Raw genomic sequence first — 17831 nt, 5'->3', positions numbered from 1 at the left:
TTTGGTTCATTTTGGTTCAAGCCAAAAGAACAAGAAAATCCCTTATATTTATGAAGTGCTTCAAGGTGAAATTAGAACAATAATATGCACAGCGTAATTCGTGATAGCTAAATAAGCCTATCAGACCTCCAAAGCTTTTAAAACTGGTTAGACCTATTATTTAAATGCACAATTTGATCAAAACGCTTAAGCGAAAACAAAAGCTTATTTTTTACGAGAATAGGGTCTAATAATTAAGCGAACACCCTTCTCGAAGACAAAGTAATTGTATACCCAATTGAAAAAGGTGACGATTTTATTTCTGAATCCAACTAAAGAAATTAAATGAATAAACATCCAAACAAACCAAGCGAAAGTTCCCTGAAATCTAAATCGGGGTAAATCTACCACTGCCCTATTTCTTCCAATGGTCGCCATAGAACCTTTATCGAAATACTTAAAAGGAACAGTTTTTTTACCTTGGGCGATTGCAACGAGGTTTTTGGCTAAATGTGCCGCTTGCTGATTGGCCACAGGTGCCACCATAGGATGTCCTTTGGGGTAAGCCTCTGTTTTCATAAAGGCTACATCGCCTACAGCAAAAATATTGGTTTGATTTTTTACTAAGTTAAATTCATTGACCTGTAACCGTCCTCTTTCTACAATATCATCAGCTAAACCTTCTATAATTGCACCTTTTACCCCTGCTGACCATATCAGCGTTTTACTTTTAAAGCTTTTACCGTTCTTAATTTTTACAACCTCTCCATCGTAATCTTCAACTGCAGTGTTCAACCAAACATTCACACCCAGTTTTTTCAAATAGATTTCAGCCTTTTCAGAAGCTTGCTTAGACATCGGAGGCAGAACTTTATCAGCAGCCTCTACCAGATTGATTTTCATTTTCCTTAAATCTAAATCAGGATAATCTCCTGGTAATATCTGATTTTTCAATTCAGCTAAAGCTCCAGCTAACTCTACTCCTGTAGGTCCCGCACCTACAATTACAAAGTTCATATAACTGTTTTGTTCTTCTAAATCAGAAGTCAATAATGCGCTTTCAAAATTTTGTAGGATACAACTTCTGAGATCTAAAGCCTCCGTGACACTTTTCATCGTCATCGAGACTTTTTGCAATTGATTTAATCCAAAAAAATTAGTGTCAGAACCACTCGCTATCACCAAATAATCATACGATAAGGGTCCAATGTTAGTTTCTACCATATTGGTTGCCGTATCAATGTACTTTGCTTCTGCCCATCTAAAAAATAAATTGGGTTGATCTTCAAATAATTTTCGCAAAGGATAAGCGATAGAGTCAGGTTCTAAACCGGCAGTTGCTACTTGATATAAAAGGGGCTGAAAAGTGTGATAATTGTTTTTGTCTAATAGAACAACTTGAAAATTCTTATTCTTTAGGTCTTGGGCAAGAGTCACTCCACCGAACCCTCCACCTATTATAACAATTCTGGGAATTTCTACGTCTGGAATATTCATATTCATGCCTTTGAGACGGTAAATGTAAGCCTTTAAACTGCCAATAATTCATCATTTTCATGAATAATTTTGGAGTTCTTCTGATTCATATAGTAAATCATAGACTTAGCTACTTGTTTAGCTTGAATGGCTTTATACTTTTTAAGTGGACCAACCATTACGAATCCTAAAACCGAAAAAGCCAATTGTGCTATTCGCTCTCCGAACCTGAATTCATCTCGCTCTCCTAGCAATAAAGAAGGTCGAACAATTACAAGGTTCTTGAAACCAAAATCGATGAGTTTTTCTTCAACTTCACCCTTCACTTTAGTATAAAATGTAGAACTTTTCGCATCAGCTCCTAAAGAAGAGACAAATGCAAAATTAGGCCATTTGTTTCGGAGGGCTATTTTCCCAAACTGAACTGGAATAGCATAGTCTACGGCTTTAAAATTTTCACGACTCCCAGCCTTTTTTATAGTGGTGCCTATACAGCAAAAGACTTCATCGATAGCTAACTGGTTGAACTCAGACTGCAAATGATTAAAATCAACAACGATTTCTTCCACTTTAGGATGCGTTGGATGAGTTGCCCTTCTGTTTACTAAAATTACTTTTGAATACCTACTATCGTTTTTGAGTTGTTCGACTACGTATGATCCAATTAATCCAGTAGATCCTAATATTAATGCTTTTTTCATATTACAAGTCTTTAGTGCTTAATTTTGTGTTCAAATTACAATTATGGAGATTAGAAAATATCACACCAAGGCAATTGAATTATTAAAAGATCAAAAGTACGAAGCTGCCATTGAACTTCTAAATAAGGCAATCAGCTCTTTTCCAGACGCAGCAGAATTAATCAGCGAAAGAGGTGTTGCGTTCCTGCACTTAAGAAAGAAAAAGGAAGCTTTAAGAGATATGGACAAAGCTGTGGAATTACAACCCCAAAATGGGTACAGATATTCTAGTAGAGCGTTTGTCAAAGATAGTTTTGGAGATACAGAAGCAGCAATCATCGATTATAAAATGGCTATTGAAATTGATCCTCTAGATGATGTATCTTACAACAATTTAGGTCTATTAGAAGAAAAGTTGGGCTATATTGAAAGTGCAAAAGAGAAATTTGCGAAAGCGGACGAATTGAGTGCTTTGAAAGAAGGCAAAGAACTTGTAGGTGGAAGACATGACCACGAAATACAAGGGGAAAAAATAGAGCCTCGAAATATTCAACGGGAAATAGACTTAGAAAAAAGAAACAAAAAAGGACTTGTTCAACAAATTTTCAGTGTATTTACCTCTAAAGAAGAAAGAGACTCGTTTATCAACTTTGTACGTTCTGGTTTTAAACTAAAAGAGTAGAAACCAAAACTAACACAATGAAAAAGCTGAGATTATTAGGATTAACAGGATTATTATTAGTGATTACAACCACCGCTAGGGCTCAATTTAGTGCAGGTGTAGGCTTAGATTACGGATCTGAAGTGGAAGAAGTAGGATTGGATTTAAGAGCAGGATTTGCCATTACTGAAAAAGCAACATTGGCCGCAGATTTCTCCTTCTTTAATGTTGACGAAAATGGCCCATTTGAAAAAAGAAGGTTTTGGAATGACTTCAATGTAAATTTAAATTACTATTTCCTTTCTTCGGAAGAAATCGTGCAACCATACGGATTAGTAGGGCTAAATATTACAAGTGTTGGCGTTAAATACGATGATCATCCTGCCTTTGATGATGACCGAGAAGGAGACACTGAACTTGGTGTCAATTTCGGCGGTGGATTAGACATTAAAGCTACCGAAAACTTAAGGCCTTTCGCAGAAGTCAAATACTTGATAATAGATAAATACGATCAAGGTGCAATTACAGTAGGTTTAAAATATTTCTTTCAATAGAATCAAAAACTTAAAGATTAGGAGATAAAGTAATTTATCTCCTTTTTTTATTCTAATAGTTACTTGTTGATTAAAAATGAACCTACCTATTGATATTGGTGTTTGATTGATGTAAAATTGCATAACAACCAATTCCTTAAAATCAAAAAATGGAACTAATTAAATGACATTAAGACAACAACTCAACCGAATTGTATTTGGTACGGATACCCGCGCAGGAAGAAACTTTGATATTATACTATTGTGGATTATTCTGCTTTCGGTAATGGTAGTCATGTTAGAAAGTGTTCCAGAATTGGGGGCTAATTTCAAAGCTGAATTCTATATCATTGAGTGGATCCTAACAGTTATTTTCACACTAGAATATTTAATACGGATCTGGATTAGTCCAAAGCCCATCAAATACATTTTTAGCTTTTGGGGAATTGTCGATTTATTATCAATACTTCCTACTTATCTAAGCTTCTTTTTGGTGGGTTATCATTATTTATTAGTGGTAAGAATCTTCCGACTATTGAGGGTTTTTAGAGTATTGAAATTGGTTCGATTTAGCACAGAAGCACAAGGGTTGATTGAAGCGCTCAAGTCGAGTTTATACAAGATTAGCATTTTTTTCATGGCTCTAATTGCCATAGTAACTCTAATGGGAACTGTGATTTATGTAGTAGAAGGTGGTGAAGAAGGTTTTACGAGTATACCTCAAAGTATCTACTGGGCAATTGTAACCATTACCACAGTTGGTTATGGTGATTTGGTTCCGCATACTGTTTTGGGTAAATTCATTTCATCAGCAGCTATGATAATTGGTTATGCCATTATTGCTGTGCCTACCGGAATTGTGACAGTCGCAATGTCCAACGCCAAAGAGGTAGGGAAAGATTGTAAAAATTGTGGTGCTAAGAACAGAATAGCAGCAGCATTCTGTGATAATTGTGGGCAGGTATTTGAACCAAAAAATGAGAAATAGTTAAATGGAAATTCAAGAATATATCAAAAATGTATTGTACGACCCTACAGTCAGCAAAGTAATTACTATTGCTGTTGGTGTGGCAATAATCTGGATTATTATCAAATGGATTCAACGCCGATTATTTTCAAAGATTGAAGACAATGAAAATAGATATAAGGCCAAAAAATTCAGCTCATTCTTGGGCTATATTCTTACCATTGTTTTACTAACTGTGGTTTTCAGTGATAAGCTAGGCGGATTAACGGTAGCATTAGGTGTTGCGGGAGCTGGCGTTGCCTTCGCATTGCAGGAAGTTATCGCATCATTTGCAGGATGGATTGCCATCATGTTTGGTGGATTTTACAAAACAGGCGACCGAGTGCAACTAGGCGGTATTAAAGGAGATGTAATGGATATTGGTGTTCTGCGCACTACCATTATGGAAACTGGTGAATGGGTGAACGGCGATTTGTACAATGGGAGAATCGTTTTTATTGCCAATAGCTATGTGCTTAAAGAGCCAGTATTCAACTACTCGGGAGATTTTCCATTTCTATGGGATGAAATAATTATACCCATTGATTATGGTAGTAATTATGATAAAGCAGAAGAGATCATACTGGCAATTGGTAAGCGATTCGCAGAAGACTTGAGCAATCAATCTCATCAACAGTGGGATACACTGAGAAACAAGTATCGATTAGAAGAAGCTCAAACGGAACCAATGATATCAGTTTCTGCTAAAGATAGTTGGGTAGAATATACATTAAGATATGTGGTTACCTACAACCGAAGAAGAGGAATGAAATCGAAACTATTTAAAGAAATTCTAAAAGAAATAAGTGCTACCAACGGAGAAATTAACTTCTCGAACAATAATATTTATATTAAAGAATCTCCGAAATTGGAAGTAGAAACATTAACCAAAAAATAAAGGTGAATTCTTTATTTCCATTCGATGCCAACATCAATCTTCTGCCCTATGATGGAGAAGTCTATTATTACGAACAAGTAATAGAGCACCAGCTTCAAGAAAATTATTTTCAACGACTTTTGCAAGAGATTGATTGGAAACATGATGAACTTTTGCTATTTGGCAAACGGGTGATTACCTCGAGAAAAGTGGCTTGGTATGCTGATGAAAATTTCGCTTACTCCTACTCTAATTCGATAAAAATCGCTTTGAAATGGACTGCAACCCTCTTAGAACTCAAAAAAATAGTAGAAGCAGCCACAGAATCAAAATACAACAGTTGTCTTTTAAATTTATACCACAGCGGAGAAGAAGGAATGGGTTGGCATAGTGATAATGAGCCTGAATTAGTTAACAATAGTTCCATAGCTTCACTAAGTCTAGGTTCAACCAGAAAATTTGCCTTTAAGCATAAGGAATCTGGAAAAAAAGTCGAACTGTTTTTAGAAGGTGGTAGCCTATTGGACATGAAAGGTGAAGTACAGCATTTTTGGAAACACGCTTTACCAAAATCAAAAAAAATCACTAAACCACGAATTAATTTAACATTTAGAAGATTCAAACATTAGAAGATTTAAAACTCTTCACAACAGCAACTTACATCAAAATAAATTCTATTTCAGAAGAGTTTAAATAAAACCGAATGTTAAATCACTGTTAAATTAGCAATTAGAGTAGACGCTTTTGTTATTTTATTCGTCTTGTGGTTTTAGAATGGTAATCAATGATGAGTTCGATAGAAATTTTTGTTTTTTCCATTCCAAAAAAGACTACAACTGCATTCAAAGTCTAGAAGCTTTGAATGGATAGCCTTATCATTTTTTGATAAGGCTATTTATTTACAATTCTTTGTACAGAAACCGTTTCTCCTTCTTTTGATTCAATTTGTGCTAAAAAAACACCTTTTCCTATAGTACTTAAATCAATCGATAATACTCCGATTTCATGATTGCTATGTTGCAACAACAGTTTGCCTAAGGTATCAAAAATCTTAACTTTTCCAATAGTATCATCTACCTCATAATGAATAACTCCTGAACTTGGATTAGGGTAAAAGTAGTTGTTATCAGTAACCTTATTGTTTTCCACTGCCTCTATTGGGGAGTATTCGTATTGTCCATTAAAATCAATTTGTTTCAATCGATAATAAAACCATTTTTCGCTGGACAAATGGTCATTGAAGGCATAGTGATTCAACTGATTGCTATTCCCTACTCCATCTACTTGTCCTCTTTTCTCCCATTTTTTACCATCTATCGATCTCTCAATTTCAAAATAATCATTGTTAATTTCAGATGAAGTAGTCCATTCCAGTAAAACCATGTTTTGAAACGACTTTTTAATTTGAAACGAAGTCAATTTTATAGGCAAAGGATCAATATAATATACAACCATCCCTATGTAATCAATCTTAGCACTAGGTACTTCTCCCACTCCATTTAGTCTAACAGATAGGGCAATACCAAACTCTCCATTATTCACATCCTCTACATTCAAAGAGGTGCCCCATTTACTATCACTTCCACCATAAGATTGGAAGAATTCTTCATTTTCCCAAATCGCAGGAAAGGCATAATTCTCTCCTATTATCATCCCATTTTTCACTAGTTTAATTACCTCGTCTTTTACTTCTTGTTGTTCTCCTATAGCTTCCTTCTCTATCATCACTTTCACTCCTGTAATTGTGGCAGATGTCGGAATATTAAAGTTAAATTGTGAAGCAACGATATATTCTGAAACGGTCCCATTCTGATTACTGGTGGTAGAGGCAAAACTGTTATCAGAAAGCATAATATTAGTGGGTTTATTCCAGTCTCCACTTCCTCCATTTTCGATGGTAGTAATATTATTTGAAGAGTGAATGATAGATTCTATAATTTGAGCATTTATAGAATTTGTACCGAAATAGAAAGTGGAAAACAAAAGCAAACTAAAATACTTCATGAGTGTGGTTTTTATGGTTAATACAAACCTACACTGTACATTAAATCAAGTATTCATAGAAATGCCTAAATCCTTTAGGCATTTCCCTTAAATATAAAAACTAATATCGGGAAGAATTAAATCATTGAGAATCAAAAATCGCTATTGGATTACGAATTTCTCTTTGAAAAGTAGCTCTCCATTTGATGATTCTAATTGAGCAATGTGTAACCCTTTACTGGAGTCACCAATATCAATTGAAACTAAACTACTCTGACTCACTATTTCTTTCAGGATAAGACGACCTGAACTATTGTAAATTTTTATGATGCCGACTTTTTCATCAATAGGTATATTGATTCGACCAATGCTTGGGTTAGGATAAATGGTGTTGAGATAAGTATTAGTATTGATTTCAATTGCTTTAGTATCAGAATATTCAAAAGCCCCATCAAAATCCACTTGTTTAATACGATAATATACCCACCCGCTAAAGTCTACTTTATCATGAAATGAGTACTGTACTAATTGACTGCTATTTCCTGCTCCTTTAAGTTCTTCTCTTTTCATCCAATTCACCCCATCTTTAGAGCGTTGCACCTCAAAAAAGTCATTATTTATCTCGGCTGATGTAGTCCATCTTAGTTGAACTGCCTGATCAAAATGTTTGTTTAACTCAAATGCAACCATTTTTATAGGTAAAGGATTATTGTAGTAAACTTTTATCGAAACATAGTCTATTCTTGCAGAGGGAAGCACGCTTATACCTGACAAATTAACTGAAATAGCAATACCAAAATTGGGGTGATTAATATCTTCAGCAGTCCAATCAGTTCCCCATTTTTCTGAAGATGAACCATGCGTATGCTTACTATCGGAAAATCTCCATATGTCACTTTTTGCTAAATCATTACCTACAATATTTCCTTCTTTAACAATTCGAATAGACTCATCTCTTACTTTTTGAAGGACTCCAGAAGCTCCCTTTTCTATAACCACCTCTATACCCGTAATTGTAGCAGTTAGAGGGATACTAAACCCGAAGCCTGTTGCTTTCATGTATTTAGTTTTTGCCCCGAGCACAAGAGTCGTAGCAGAAGCATAAGTATTATCGGATAAACAAGCATTAACAGGATTAGCCCAATCAAGAACCCCTATGGTAGCATCAGCGCTAATAGAACTTGGTATATGTTCACTTGTTGAAAGTAAATCTGCTGAAATGAGTGAGGGACCTAAAAGAATAAAAATCGAGAAAGGAAGAACAAATTTTTTCATAAGATAAAATTTAAGGACCTGTTCCAAACTTAATGTTATATACTATTATTGTTATCAGAGTTTTACCTAATTTTTCTTACAATTTAATCAGATGAATAATTTTCTCTCATCATTTAATAGTGTAACATAGGTAACAGAAGTTCGTTTTAAAAGCCCTTAACTTTGCTTTTAAATGAATTTTATAAAGAAACATATTCTAATTATTGTAGGCCTCGTGTTTGGAGGAATCGTTGGCTATTTCTATTACCTTAAAATCGGTTGTAACAGTGGTAGCTGCAACATTACTTCCAATCCTATTAATAGTACAGTATACGGCTCAATCATGGGAGCATTGATATTTAGTCTGTTTCAAACTAAAACTAAAGAAAAATAAATAAAATGAATATAGAAGAAATTATTAAATCAGGGCAAGGAACTATCGTTGATGTAAGAACCACTGCTGAGTTTGCAGGAGGTCATGTAGCAGGTTCGATTAATATTCCGTTACAAGAAATCACTTCGAGAATGGATGAAATTAAAGCATTAAAAACTCCAGTTGTTTTATGCTGTGCTTCTGGTGGAAGAAGTGGTCAAGCTGCTCACTATCTTTCACATACAGGTTTAGATTGCTGTAATGCAGGATCTTGGTTGGATGTTAATTATATACAAGCTCAACAATGATAGATAGTTTAAGAAAATTATTCGGATTGGGCCCTAAAACTGATTATAAACAATTAGTTAGTGAAGGAGCTACAATAATAGATGTAAGAACTAAAGGTGAATATTCACAAGGTCATATTAAGGGATCGGTAAACATTCCTTTAGATCAAATATCGAGTAAGTTGAAAACATTAAAAGATAAAAACAAGCCCATTATTACTTGTTGTGCTTCGGGTATGAGAAGTGCTTCGGCTAAGGGAATTTTGAAATCTAATGGATTTCAAGTAGTGCACAATGGTGGAGGATGGATGAGTTTGAACAATAAAATAAAATGAAAAACCTCATTAATTTAAAGCATTGGAACTGGATTCGATTGGTACGTTTAGCACTAACTATCATTGTCGGAGTTGAAGCCTATCGATCTGGTGAAGTAGTGTTTTATATTATCGGTAGCGTACTATTGGTTCAGACCCTATTTGGTGGAACATGTGGTGTAAATAGCAGCTGCGCAGCAAGTAATGAATCTGACAATCAATCGTTGGATTCGGTTAAATATGAAGAAATAAAATCACTCTTTGTACTTACTGATTAATATAATTTATTGAGTTTATCTTAATAGTTTTGACAATAATTGATCACCTTTTCATAGATTAAAGTTGCAATATCTATTTGATTGTTTTAATTTTAAAGTATTATTCTTGAAACTAGTACTGATTTTGAAGAAAGTAATTTCCCCACTACTATTATTTCTATTGAGTTTGTTAGTCTTTGGACAAACAAATACATTTCCAGATATTGAAAATTTTGACAATCAATCCTACTGTAATCAAGGTTGTTTGGACACTTGTTTGTTAACTTCAAAATGGAAAAATGTAAATACAGACCAAAGAGATTGGTTAACAGACACCAATGGAGTTGGACAAACAATCAATACCGGTCCAAGCTCAGATCACACTACTGGCACTCCAAGTGGAGTATATCTTTATATGCGAGTATTAAATTGTTATGGTAGTTCTGCAAATCTTATAAGTCCGATTTATGATTTTACTGCAGTCTCTAATCCAGGCATTTCATTTTGGAGTCACTTGAATTCTCCGTACCCTCGTAGCGACACTAAGTTACATTTTGATGTAAGTACCAATAATGGGGTCTCTTTTAATAATGACTTTGTTCCGCCGTGGACAAGAAATCTTAATGCTTGGAAAGAAGAAATCATTGATTTAACCCCTTTTGGAGGAATGGATAGCATTGTTTTTCGTATTCGTGCAACTTCACGTTATATAAATATTGCACTTGATGACATTACGGTTTTCAGCAATAGCACCTTTAAAATAGAAACAAAAAAAATTAATGACAATCTATGTTTTGGCTCTAAAACAGGAAGTGCCTGTGTATCCAGATTTGAGTTTGGGACTCCTCCATTTACTTACCAATGGTCTAATGGTGCAACTACAGATACCATAAAAAACTTAGCGGCAGGAAAATATGATGTTTCTGTTTATGATAACTTAAATAAAGTGACTCTAGGTTCTGTAATAATAAATGACTCTCAAAAGCCAATCTACAAAATAGATGCCTCAATATATGATGTGAACTGTCCAACTTCAAATGATGGGATTATTCAACTAGACAGTATTAAGGGAGGAAAACCGTATAATTTATGTGCAAATATAAATACAACGTTATGCACAGGAATTTCTAAAAGCGATACTTTAGGGTTTGATTCTTTATTAAATATAAATTATGAATTTCCGTCAGTCTATGGAAATTTTTCAAGATCCTCTAAACACCAAATCTTATACACAGCAGCTGAATTAAATGCTCAAGGCATATCAGGAGCAAGTTTAATCTCTGCTATTTCTTTCGATGTTGAAGTAAATTCTGGCTCAAATCCAAACAATAGCTATAATTTTATTATAAAAGCAGGATGCACCAATAATACAAAACTTTCAGGCAGTTGGATTAACGGTTTATCATCAGTTCTAAATTCTAGCACCGTTGCACTGACAACAGGCTGGAATAAACATCAATTTGATACTCCTTATCTGTGGGACGGAGTATCAAACCTTGTGATTGAAGTTTGTTTTGTAAATCCAGGTTTTTCTAATAATCATAAAGTTAAACAATCAATAACTGCAGACACAACTGTAATGTTTAGAAAAAACAGTTCTAATTCTTGTACTAGTTCTGCTTTTGATGGGATAAGCAATAAACGACCCAATACCATTTTTGAAACCTGTAGAATTCCATCAAATAAATATAAGTTGTCGTGGTCTAACTTAGACTCCTCAGCCTCTATTACAGGGTTACAAGCTGGAAACTATACTTTAACAATATCAGATGCGGATAACTGTGCATTCATTGATACATTTACTGTTAAATCCTACCCAATTATTAAGAATGAAGTGATTCAAAATGTTCCTTGCTATAATGATTCAGTAGGATCTATAACTTTAAATTCTACAGGAGGCAATGTTGGAAAAGTAAAAAAGTTATTAATTACAGAAGTCCGCATTTGTGATCCAGATTTTGTAGAAATTTCAAATGTGTCAGGTGCTCCTTTTGATGCTACGGGTTGGTATATTGCTATTGGCGACCAATACTCGAATATTAACATTGAGAATCCTAATACTTGGGACCTGTCAGGTATTTTGCCAGAAGGTTGGATAGATTTCAAAAATGATAGTAATTACCAAAACCCTAAATATTGGGGAAGTAATATGTATTGGCAGTGTCCTGGAATGGGCTGGGTCGCATTAATAGATAGCAACGCAAACGTTCAAGATTTTGTTGCTTGGTTTTGGGACTCCACCCAAATACAATCCATGTCACCTATAATTAAGGGAGATACTATTAGAATCAATAATGAGTGGAAAGGAAATGGAATTGTTAGTTCAAGCACTTCATTAAATTTCACAAGAATAGGAAGAATTGATAATAATTCTGCAGCTGATTGGGTTTTAGCAGCTGATACTAAAGGTAAAAGAAATTTAGGTTTATCTACCCGAGTAATGGGTCGAGATAAATCACCCTACAAATACAATTGGAGTACTGGAGATACTACTAACTCTATTAACAGTTTAACTAATGGTAGTTATTACATCACTATAACAGATGCAAACAATTGTATCTCTTTAGATTCATTTTCTATAAAGGTGACTTCAATTGATACTTCAGTTAGTACTTTTCCGACTTTCTTAGTCTCTAAAACTTATGGGGCATCTTATCAATGGGTGAATTGCGATAGCAATTATACTCCAATTCATGGAGATACAAATCAGCTATTTGCTCCTTCAATAAATGGAAATTTTGCAGTAATTGTCTCAAAAAATGGATGTACAGACACCTCTGGTTGCCATAATATAACTTTAACTTCAATCAAAGAAAATAGAACTGAAAATAAGTTTATTGTCTATCCGAATCCAAGTTCAGGCAATTTTACAATCCAACTTGCTGGACTGAAAATCAAAAACCAATACTTAAGGATTTACAATACAAAGGGTCAATTAATTATAGATGAGCAATTGACTAAAAATAATCTAGAATTTAGTTTAACCGGATTTGATAAAGGAATCTATATCTTAAGGATTGGTAATCAAACAAGAAAGTTGGTTTTAACAGAATAACACTATACATCCTTTAGAAGAAATAAAATAAACAAAAATGGCAAATAAATTTTCTGAATTAATAAACAGTGACCAGCCAGTATTGGTGGATTTCTATGCAGAATGGTGTGGTCCGTGTAAGATGATGAAACCTATATTGGAGGATTTAAAAACGAGAGTTGGCGATAAAGCTAAAATCCTTAAAATAGATGTCGATAAGAATCCTCAGGTGGCTGCAAAGTTTCAAATACAAGGCGTCCCAACTTTGATCATTTTTCAAGAGGGAGAGATTAAATGGAGGCAATCGGGAGTTGTTCCTGCAGATCAATTGGCACAATTGATTCAACAATATTCAAAGTAGATCGTTTCAAACAATTTCCAAACTGAACAAAATATTTAGGAAATTGCAGCAATGTTTTTATCCTTTAAGACTTATTTAGTAGAACGTTCAGGCATCTCTGATCTAGAATTTCAGAGTCTACACCCCTATTTAAAAGAAAAAGAAATCCCTAAAGGAACTATTCTACTTCAAAAAAGAGCCGTTTGCACCCATTCCTTTTTTGTGGAAAGTGGTCTACTTCGCTCCTACAGCATAGATCAATCCGGAAAGGAACATGTCATTCAGTTTGCTCCCGAAGGATGGATAATTACAGACAGAAGCAGTGTATTTTTTAATGAACCCTCCGATTACTACATAGAAGCTATAGAGCCTTCTACTGTCATTTATTTTAGCAATGATTTTATTAGAAAAGCATCTGAGATCAGTGCTGCTTTCAGAAATTATAACGAACGATTATTGCAAAATCACATTCGACAGCTCCAACATCGAATTCAATTCTTATTAGAAGCAACTGCCGAAGAACGATACCTCGATTTTATTTCTATATACCCTGATTTACTATTGAGAGTGCCCCAATGGATGATAGCCTCCTATTTAGGGATTACCCCTGAAAGCTTGAGCAGAGTGCGAAAAGAATTAGCAAAGCGACACTTTTCTCCGCGAAATTGAGTTCTTATCATAGGTCAATGTGCACTCAGATTCTGGTAGCTAACTTTGAATAAAAAAATCATGAAAACAAAAACAGTTGAACGAGTATACGCCCCTATAACACCTCATTTTGTTGGAGATGGGTTTAGAGTTCATAATTTCATACCTAGTGCCTATCAGTTAGATATGCAAAGAATGGATCCTTTTATCATGTTGGATTACAATAGCAAGCATTATTTTTCTGCTACTGATTCACCTAGAGGAGTTGGAGTGCATCCACATAGAGGCTTTGAAACGGTCACTATAGCCTACAAAGGTAAAATTGCTCATCACGACAGCGCTGGAAATAATGGCGTTATTGGGGAAGGCGACGTACAATGGATGACAGCCGCATCAGGTATTCTTCATAAGGAATACCACGAACGCGAATTCAGTAAAAATGGCGGAGAGTTTCAGATGGTCCAATTATGGGTAAATCTTCCGGCAGCATACAAAATGTCAGCACCAAAGTATCAGGAAGTAACCAATAACACCATCAAGAAGGTAGAATTACCTGACAATAATGGATCAATTGAAATTATTTCAGGAGAATACGATGGAAACAAAGGGACGGCACAAACTTTTACTCCTATTCATTTGCATAATGTAAAATTAAACAAAGGAGGAAAAGCCGCTTTTAACTTTCCTGCTCATTACAACACAGCTATGTTAGTAGTGGAGGGTGAAGTCAGCGTAAATGACGGAGAAATTGTAAAAACAGATCATTTTGTTTTAATGGACAACAAGGGAGAACATTTTGAAATAAAAGCAACAACAAATGCAATTGTACTGCTTCTAAGTGGAGAGCCGATTAATGAGCCTATCGCTGCTCACGGACCATTTGTGATGAATTCAAAAGAAGAGTTGATTCAAGCTTTTGAAGATTTTAATACCGGAAAGTTTGGTTACTTAGAAGATTAGTGTATTGATTTACAAACTTAAGACTCGATTCGTCGAGTCTTTTTTTTTGATTCTACCGAGAGGTGAAACGCTGTTTTTATTAAATGCTTATTTTTACAAATATGCTTTCCAAGAAAACAAAATACGCCATAAATGCATTAGTCTATCTCGCCAAAAACGATTCTGGAGCGCCAATTCCAATTGGACAAATAAGTACGGATCAAAACATTCCACATAAATTTTTAGAATCTATATTACTAGCATTAAAAAATGCGAGAATATTAAACAGTAAGAAAGGGAAGTCAGGTGGTTATTTATTAAATAGAGCACCTGAAGAAATAGACATGGCGGAGATCACCAGGCTTTTTGATGGTGCAGTAGCACTGCTTCCCTGTGTGACCTATCGTTTTTATGAACGATGTGATGAGTGTGTAGATGAAGAAACTTGTGGTATAAGAGAAGTATTTTTAGAAATAAGAAACGAAACGGTCAACCGATTAAAAGGAGCCACACTCTCCGATATCATAAACAGAGAAACCCGATTAAAATCAGCATCTGAACGAAAGGTATTGATTGATGATAAATTATAACTTTGCTTCACTTTTTTTAACTTTATTTCTAAATAGGTTTACGTGATATTTGTGCAACCTTAAATTAACCACATTATGATAAATACTAAGTACTTTAAAACTGATATACTTTCAGGCCTTGTGGTCTTTCTTGTTGCACTCCCACTCTGCCTAGGTATAGCATTAGCTTCTGGTGCGCCGTTATTTTCAGGAATTATCGCCGGTGTAATCGGTGGGATTGTTGTCGGATTGTTTAGTAATTCACAAATTAGTGTTTCTGGCCCTGCTGCTGGATTAACTGCGATAGTAATTACTGCAATCACTACTTTAGGCGGATTTGAAGCATTTTTGTTGGCGGTAGTATTGGCTGGTGTTTTTCAATTATTGTTAGGTTTTCTAAAGGCTGGTTCTATTTCCAACTACTTCCCTTCTAATGTAATTGAAGGTATGCTTGCAGCGATTGGTATCATTATTATTTTAACCCAATTACCACACGCTGTAGGTTATGACATTGAGCATGAGGGTGACTTCTTCTTCATTGACAAATCAATGAGCCATAATATTTTTTCTGATATTATTGATGCGGTCAACTATTCTCATCCTGGGGCGATGGCGGTTAGTATTATTTCTGTTTTAATCTTAATTGCATTCGCTAATATAGAAGCTTTAAAACGTTTGAAACTTCTACCGGGTGCACTAGTGGTTGTAATAGCAGGAACATTGATAAATGAGGCTTTTATCGCTTTATCTCCTTCTTTTGCCATCAGTCAAGAACATTTAGTTAACCTTCCAGTTCCTGAATCATTTGGTGCATTTATTGGCCAGTTTCAGACACCAGATTTTTCAGCCATCACTAATATAGACGTTTGGATTGTAGCAATCACTATAGCTATTGTCGCGAGTATAGAAACCTTGTTATGCATAGAAGCTTCTGTTAAAATGGATCCTTTAAAAAGATTCACTAACTCCAACACCGAACTTAAAGCTCAAGGAATCGGGAATATTCTAAGTGGTCTAATTGGAGGAATTCCTATGACTTCAGTTATTGTTAGAACTTCTGCAAATGTTAATTCAGGTGGTAGAACTAAAGTTTCTGCTATTGCACATGGTATTTTCCTTTTTAGTTCTGTTGTTGCTATCCCTTTCATTCTTAATAAAATTCCATTGGCAAGTTTAGCAGGGGTTTTAATTATGATTGGATACAAACTAGCAAACCCTACCATTTTCAAAAAAATGTGGAAAAATGGTAAATATCAGTTTATCCCTTTCGCAGTGACTGTGGTAGCCATCATTGCTACTGATTTGTTAAGAGGTATTGGAATCGGACTAGTGGTAAGTGTTTTCTTCATTTTAAGAGACAACCTCAAACTGGCTTATTTCTTCAACAAGGAGAACCATCACGAAGGAGAAACAATTCATATAAAACTAGCACAAGAAGTATCATTTTTGAATAAAGCAGCCATTAAACAAACTTTATATGATGTTCCAAAAGGTTCTAAAGTAATCATTGATGCAGCAGATACTGTTTATATAGATCATGATGTACTAAATTTGATAGATGATTTCTTAGAATTTGGCAGCAAGGATAAAGAAGTAACTGTAGAATTGAAAGGCCTTAAAAAGGATTATAGTATTGAAAATACTTCGCATGTCACATTAATTGAGAGTTAATATCGCTCATACCAATCAAAATACTTGGTGATTATATCACTCTTATGAAGTTGGATATAATCCACAAATGCTTGAGCTGAAGGCGAGAAACTCTTGCCTTTCAGCCAAATTAAGTTCCAGTTGGAAATGATTGGAAAATGTTTGACAGGAATAATCTGAAGTGTCTCATTTTTAAGCTCATTCTTTATCCCAATTAAAGGCATAATTGAATATCCTAATCCAGCAATAACTGCCTGCTTTACTGCCTCGTTAGAGGTCAATTCCATTGTTTTACGCACGGGTAAATTATTCTGTTTGATAAACTTTTCCATCACACTTCTTGTTCCTGACCCTTCTTCCCTATAAATTAAAGGAAGTTCATTCAGAATATCATAAGAATATGGCTTTTTTCGGAATGATTTCTCTGTATTTCCAATTAAGTACAATTTATTCTGCATCAACTCGACAGACTCTATTTTTATAGTTTCTGGTAGTACAGAAACCAATGAAAAATCTACTAAGTTTTGCTCCAAGCTTTGTATTACTTTAGTTTTGTTTGTAACATCCAACGATAACTCTATTCCCGGATTATCTTTTAAAAACTGAGTTAGAAAAAATGGCATTACATATTTACCAGTTGAAACAATAGATAAAATTAACCGACCAGTTAGCTGTCCCTTATGTGCCATTGTTTTGTAATTGATGGCATTCACCTCATTGATAATATTTTGTGCTGCAACTCCAATCTCTTTACCGAACTCTGTAACGAAGAGCTTCCTCCCAACTATCTCTGTTAAGGGAATATCAAATTGATCTTGAAAATTTTTTAATTGAATTGAGACTGCAGGTTGTGTCAAATGCAACTCCTCAGCAGCCTTCGTAACACTTTCACATTGAGTCACTTTTAAGAACACTTGTAATTGATGTAAAGTATAATTCATAAACTATTTTAATGGTTCTCATTACAAATA

20 protein-coding genes are annotated in these 17831 nt (G+C 34.7%); 15 read left to right on the top strand and 5 right to left on the bottom strand.

What is annotated here, in order from left to right:
* Positions 1–204: 204 nt before the first annotated feature.
* Both GQN54_RS05605 and GQN54_RS05600 read right to left on the bottom strand, forming a co-directional pair.
* Entirely contained in the window at positions 205–1476 is a 1272-nt protein-coding gene (locus GQN54_RS05605) for an NAD(P)/FAD-dependent oxidoreductase (RefSeq protein ID WP_160632534.1), read from the bottom strand.
* Between the two features lie 32 nt (positions 1477–1508).
* Positions 1509–2156, bottom strand: coding sequence for an NAD-dependent epimerase/dehydratase family protein (locus tag GQN54_RS05600; protein WP_160632533.1), 648 nt, complete (start codon positions 2154–2156; stop codon positions 1509–1511).
* Positions 2157–2199: 43 nt separating this feature from the next.
* On the opposite strand from GQN54_RS05600, the gene GQN54_RS05595 reads away from it, so the two are divergent.
* From GQN54_RS05595 to GQN54_RS05575, 5 genes are all read left to right on the top strand, one after another.
* Positions 2200–2817 (top strand): tetratricopeptide repeat protein, encoded by a 618-nt coding sequence (locus tag GQN54_RS05595; protein WP_160632532.1) that lies wholly within the window; start codon positions 2200–2202, stop codon positions 2815–2817.
* Between the two features lie 17 nt (positions 2818–2834).
* Positions 2835–3350, top strand: a complete 516-nt coding sequence (locus GQN54_RS05590) for an outer membrane protein (RefSeq protein WP_160632531.1) — start codon at positions 2835–2837, stop codon at positions 3348–3350.
* A 163-nt stretch (positions 3351–3513) separates the two neighbouring features.
* On the top strand, positions 3514–4317 hold the full coding sequence (locus GQN54_RS05585; protein WP_160632530.1) for an ion transporter: 804 nt from the start codon (positions 3514–3516) through the stop codon (positions 4315–4317).
* Positions 4318–4321: 4 nt separating this feature from the next.
* Positions 4322–5233: a mechanosensitive ion channel family protein gene (locus GQN54_RS05580; RefSeq protein ID WP_207554833.1), complete on the top strand. Its 912-nt coding sequence runs from the start codon at positions 4322–4324 to the stop codon at positions 5231–5233.
* 2 nt (positions 5234–5235) lie between these two features.
* On the top strand, positions 5236–5841 hold the full coding sequence (locus GQN54_RS05575; protein WP_160632529.1) for an alpha-ketoglutarate-dependent dioxygenase AlkB family protein: 606 nt from the start codon (positions 5236–5238) through the stop codon (positions 5839–5841).
* 262 nt (positions 5842–6103) lie between these two features.
* Here the strand turns inward: GQN54_RS05575 and GQN54_RS05570 are convergent, their stop codons facing one another.
* Both GQN54_RS05570 and GQN54_RS05565 read right to left on the bottom strand, forming a co-directional pair.
* Entirely contained in the window at positions 6104–7216 is a 1113-nt protein-coding gene (locus GQN54_RS05570; RefSeq protein ID WP_160632528.1) for a T9SS type A sorting domain-containing protein, read from the bottom strand.
* Positions 7217–7357: 141 nt separating this feature from the next.
* Positions 7358–8470, bottom strand: coding sequence for a T9SS type A sorting domain-containing protein (locus GQN54_RS05565; RefSeq protein WP_160632527.1), 1113 nt, complete (start codon positions 8468–8470; stop codon positions 7358–7360).
* 172 nt (positions 8471–8642) lie between these two features.
* Here GQN54_RS05565 and GQN54_RS05560 point away from each other — a divergent pair, with 172 nt between their 5' ends.
* The 10 genes from GQN54_RS05560 to GQN54_RS05515 all read left to right on the top strand — a co-directional run bounded on the left by GQN54_RS05560 (position 8643) and on the right by GQN54_RS05515 (position 16881).
* On the top strand, positions 8643–8843 hold the full coding sequence (locus GQN54_RS05560; RefSeq protein ID WP_160632526.1) for a DUF6132 family protein: 201 nt from the start codon (positions 8643–8645) through the stop codon (positions 8841–8843).
* 5 nt (positions 8844–8848) lie between these two features.
* Positions 8849–9130 (top strand): rhodanese-like domain-containing protein, encoded by a 282-nt coding sequence (locus GQN54_RS05555; protein WP_160632525.1) that lies wholly within the window; start codon positions 8849–8851, stop codon positions 9128–9130.
* Complete coding sequence (locus GQN54_RS05550) at positions 9127–9444, top strand: rhodanese-like domain-containing protein (protein WP_160632524.1); 318 nt, start codon at positions 9127–9129, stop codon at positions 9442–9444. Before GQN54_RS05555 ends, GQN54_RS05550 begins: the two co-directional genes overlap by 4 nt.
* A complete protein-coding gene (locus GQN54_RS05545) occupies positions 9441–9701 on the top strand; it encodes a hypothetical protein (protein ID WP_160632523.1) in 261 nt (86 codons plus the stop codon). The genes GQN54_RS05550 and GQN54_RS05545 overlap by 4 nt, the downstream gene beginning before the upstream one ends.
* Positions 9702–9825: 124 nt before the next feature.
* Positions 9826–12735 (top strand): T9SS type A sorting domain-containing protein, encoded by a 2910-nt coding sequence (locus GQN54_RS05540; RefSeq protein WP_207554832.1) that lies wholly within the window; start codon positions 9826–9828, stop codon positions 12733–12735.
* Between the two features lie 37 nt (positions 12736–12772).
* Positions 12773–13075 carry a thioredoxin gene (trxA, locus tag GQN54_RS05535; RefSeq protein ID WP_160632521.1) on the top strand — a complete coding sequence of 101 codons (303 nt, stop codon included), beginning with the start codon at positions 12773–12775 and terminating at the stop codon, positions 13073–13075.
* A 51-nt stretch (positions 13076–13126) separates the two neighbouring features.
* On the top strand, positions 13127–13723 hold the full coding sequence (locus GQN54_RS05530; RefSeq protein WP_160632520.1) for a Crp/Fnr family transcriptional regulator: 597 nt from the start codon (positions 13127–13129) through the stop codon (positions 13721–13723).
* Between the two features lie 60 nt (positions 13724–13783).
* Positions 13784–14662 (top strand): pirin family protein, encoded by an 879-nt coding sequence (locus tag GQN54_RS05525; protein ID WP_160632519.1) that lies wholly within the window; start codon positions 13784–13786, stop codon positions 14660–14662.
* An 83-nt stretch (positions 14663–14745) separates the two neighbouring features.
* On the top strand, positions 14746–15231 hold the full coding sequence (locus GQN54_RS05520; protein ID WP_235932976.1) for an RrF2 family transcriptional regulator: 486 nt from the start codon (positions 14746–14748) through the stop codon (positions 15229–15231).
* 75 nt (positions 15232–15306) lie between these two features.
* A complete protein-coding gene (locus tag GQN54_RS05515) occupies positions 15307–16881 on the top strand; it encodes a SulP family inorganic anion transporter (RefSeq protein WP_160632518.1) in 1575 nt (524 codons plus the stop codon).
* Here GQN54_RS05515 and GQN54_RS05510 read toward each other — a convergent pair.
* Positions 16878–17801 (bottom strand): LysR family transcriptional regulator, encoded by a 924-nt coding sequence (locus GQN54_RS05510; protein WP_160632517.1) that lies wholly within the window; start codon positions 17799–17801, stop codon positions 16878–16880. The genes GQN54_RS05515 and GQN54_RS05510 overlap by 4 nt on opposite strands.
* Between the last annotated feature and the right edge of the window lie 30 nt (positions 17802–17831).

Origin of the sequence: Acidiluteibacter ferrifornacis (assembly GCF_009909615.1) — a bacterium.
GTDB classification, from domain to species: domain Bacteria; phylum Bacteroidota; class Bacteroidia; order Flavobacteriales_E; family Vicingaceae; genus Acidiluteibacter; species Acidiluteibacter ferrifornacis.
This window is presented reverse-complemented; position numbering and strand designations above follow the sequence as displayed.